Raw genomic sequence first — 3,064 nt, 5'->3', positions numbered from 1 at the left:
CTGGGTGGTGTGAGTGTGTAAGAGCGCATGGTGGATGCCTTGGCATCAGGAGCCGATGAAGGACGTGGAAATCTGCGATAAGCCTCGGGGAGCCGATAAACGGGCGTTGATCCGAGGATGTCCGAATGGGGAAACCCCGCCACATGTGAGTGTGGTGACCCGCACCTGAATATATAGGGTGTGTGGAGGGAACGCGGGGAAGTGAAACATCTCAGTACCCGTAGGAAGAGAAAATAAGAATGATTCCGGGAGTAGTGGCGAGCGAAACCGGATGAGCCTAAACCGTGTGCGTGTCAAGCGTGCTGGTGTTGCGTACACGGTGTTGTGGGGTGTGTGTGTTCGGTTCAGCATGACCGAGACACTGATGTGTTGCTGCGTGTAGTCGAAGCTGGTGGGAAACAGTACCGGAGTGGGTGAGAGTCCCGTAGACGAAACGCGTGGCCCCAGTGTTATGCATGTCCCCGAGTAGCACGGAACTCGTGGAATTCCGTGTGAATCTGCCAGGACCACCTGGTAAGGCTAAATACTTCCTGATGACCGATAGCGGATCAGTACCGTGAGGGAATGGTGAAAAGTACCCCGGGAGGGGAGTGAAAGAGTACCTGAAACCATGTGCTTACAATCCGTCAGAGCACCCTTGTTGGTGTGATGGCGTGCCTTTTGAAGAATGAGCCTGCGAGTTAGCGGTGCGTGGCGAGGTTAACCCGTGTGGGGTAGCCGTAGCGAAAGCGAGTCCGAACAGGGCGGTTCAGTCGCGTGTCCTAGACCCGAAGCGGAGTGATCTAGCCATGGGCAGGGTGAAGCAGCAGTAAGATGTTGTGGAGGCCCGCACCCACTTCAGTTGAAAATGGAGGGGATGACCTGTGGTTAGGGGTGAAAGGCCAATCAAACTCTGTGATAGCTGGTTCTCCCCGAAATGCATTTAGGTGCAGCGTTGCGTGGTTCTTGCCGGAGGTAGAGCTACTGGATGGCTGATGGGCCCCACCGGGTTACTGACGTCAACTAAACTCCGAATGCCGGTAAGGTTCAGCGTGGCAGTGAGACAGTGGGGGATAAGCTTCATTGTCGAGAGGGAAACAGCCCAGACCATCAACTAAGGCCCCTAAGCGTGTGCTGAGTGGGAAAGGATGTTCAGTTGCGAAGACAACCAGGAGGTTGGCTTAGAAGCAGCCACCCTTGAAAGAGTGCGTAATAGCTCACTGGTCAAGTGATTGAGCGCCGATAATGTAGCGGGGCTAAGTACACCGCCGAAGTTGTGGCAGCATCACGATACTGTAATGGTGTGATGTTGGGTAGGGGAGCGTCGTGTCGCCAGTGAAGTCGCCGTGTGAACGAGTGGTGGAGGCGTCACGAGTGAGAATGCAGGCATGAGTAGCGAAAGACGGGTGAGAAACCCGTCCACCGGATGACCAAGGGTTCCAGGGCTAGGCTAATCCGCCCTGGGTAAGTCGGGACCTAAGGCGAGGCCGACAGGCGTAGTCGATGGACAACCAGTTGATATTCTGGTACCGACACACAACCGACAATACCAAAACACATGACACTAACTCCCCGATCCCCCGATCGGGTCTTCGGACCTGGTTGTTGGGGTGAGGTGAGGACCTGAGTGTGGAGTCGGTCAGCGTGAGGTGTGACGCAGAAAGGTAGCCAGGCCACGCGATGGTAGTCGTGGTCTAAGGTCGTAGCACGTGGGGGTAGGCAAATCCGTCCCCACACATGTGTGAGAGCTGATGGGCGCCCCACAGTGGTGGGGTGATCTGGTGATCCTCTGCTGCCGAGAAAAGCATCGACGTGAGGGTGTGTGTTGCCCGTACCCTATAACCGACACAGGTGGTCAGGTAGAGAATACTAAGGTGATCGAGAGAATCGTGGTTAAGGAACTCGGCAAAATGCCCCCGTAACTTCGGGAGAAGGGGGGCCATCCTGGTGAACAACCCTAGCGGTTGGGAGCTGGTGGTGGTCGCAGAGGCCAGAGAGAAGCGACTGTTTATTAAAAACACAGGTCCGTGCGAAGATGTAAGTCGATGTATACGGACTGACGCCTGCCCGGTGCTGGAAGGTTAAGAGGACCCGTTAACCCCTTGGGGTGAAGCGGAGAATTTAAGCCCCAGTAAACGGCGGTGGTAACTATAACCATCCTAAGGTAGCGAAATTCCTTGTCGGGTAAGTTCCGACCTGCACGAATGGCGTAACGACTTCTCTGCTGTCTCAACCACGAACTCGGCGAAATTGCATTACGAGTAAAGATGCTCGTTACGCGCAGCAGGACGGAAAGACCCCGAGACCTTCACTATAGTTTGGTATTGGTGTTCGGTGTGGTTTGTGTAGGATAGGTGGGAGATGTTGAAGCCTGGTCGCCAGATCGGGTGGAGTCGACAAGTGAAATACCACTCTGACCATTCTGGATTCCTTAACTTCGGACCCTGATCGGGTTCAGGGACAGTGCCTGATGGGTAGTTTAACTGGGGCGGTTGCCTCCTAAAGAGTAACGGAGGCGCCCAAAGGTTCCCTCAGCCTGGTTGGCAATCAGGTGTCGAGTGTAAGTGCACAAGGGAGCTTGACTGTGAGACGGACGTGTCGAGCAGGAGCGAAAGCTGGGACTAGTGACCCGGCCATGGCTTGTGGAAGCGTGGTCGCTCAACGGATAAAAGGTACCTCGGGGATAACAGGCTGATCTTGCCCAAGAGTCCATATCGACGGCATGGTTTGGCACCTCGATGTCGGCTCGTCGCATCCTGGGGCTGGAGTCGGTCCCAAGGGTTGGGCTGTTCGCCCATTAAAGCGGTACGCGAGCTGGGTTTAGAACGTCGTGAGACAGTTCGGTCCCTATCCGCTGCGTGCGTAGGAAATTTGTGGAGGGCTGTCCTTAGTACGAGAGGACCGGGACGGACGAACCTCTGGTGTGCCAGTTGTACCGCCAGGTGCATGGCTGGTTGGCTACGTTCGGGAAGGATAACCGCTGAAAGCATCTAAGCGGGAAGCCTGCTCCGAGATGAGATTTCCATCCCTATTGGGGGGAGGTGCCCAGGAGAACACTGGGTTGATAGGCCGGGTATGGAAGCAC

The 3,064-nt window shown here is 55.5% G+C and carries 1 rRNA gene; it reads left to right on the top strand.

Annotated elements, in window-relative coordinates:
• Positions 1 to 7: 7 nt before the first annotated feature.
• Positions 8 to 3,064: ribosomal RNA gene (locus AACX88_RS17300) — 23S ribosomal RNA — on the top strand; the annotation flags it as partial.

This window comes from Brevibacterium metallidurans, assembly GCF_037101285.1.
GTDB lineage: Bacteria > Actinomycetota > Actinomycetes > Actinomycetales > Brevibacteriaceae > Brevibacterium > Brevibacterium metallidurans.
Note: the sequence above shows the minus strand (reverse complement) of the source record. Positions and strands in the feature narration are given on the sequence as shown.